The organism is Gilvimarinus sp. 1_MG-2023 (assembly GCF_030548285.1).
In genome coordinates this window covers 1-232 of sequence record NZ_JAUOSC010001830.1, presented here as the reverse complement: position 1 = coordinate 232, position 232 = coordinate 1, and the positions used below count along the sequence as shown (strand labels likewise).

General features: G+C 59.5%; 1 protein-coding gene. It reads right to left on the bottom strand.

What is annotated here, in order from left to right; all coding sequences use genetic code 11:
• On the bottom strand, nt 1-232 hold a 232-nt coding region (locus tag Q4563_RS23030), incomplete at both ends, for a hypothetical protein (RefSeq protein WP_303606204.1).

The window sequence follows — 232 nt, the reverse complement described above, 5'->3', positions numbered from 1 at the left end:
CTGCTGCTCCCAGGCAGCTTCTTCGATCAATAGCTGATGCAGCTGCTCACTGCTGAAGCCCTGTAACGAAGTCGCCAAGGCATTACGCACTGCCCGCTCGTTAGCCGGTTCGGCAATGGCTGCCAGCCAGGTCAGCAACTCGCTGGCTTCCAGGCTGCGAAAGACGGAATCCCGAGACAGGAACACGGCACCAACGCCCACCCGCGACAAGGCTTTTTTCATGATCTGGGCC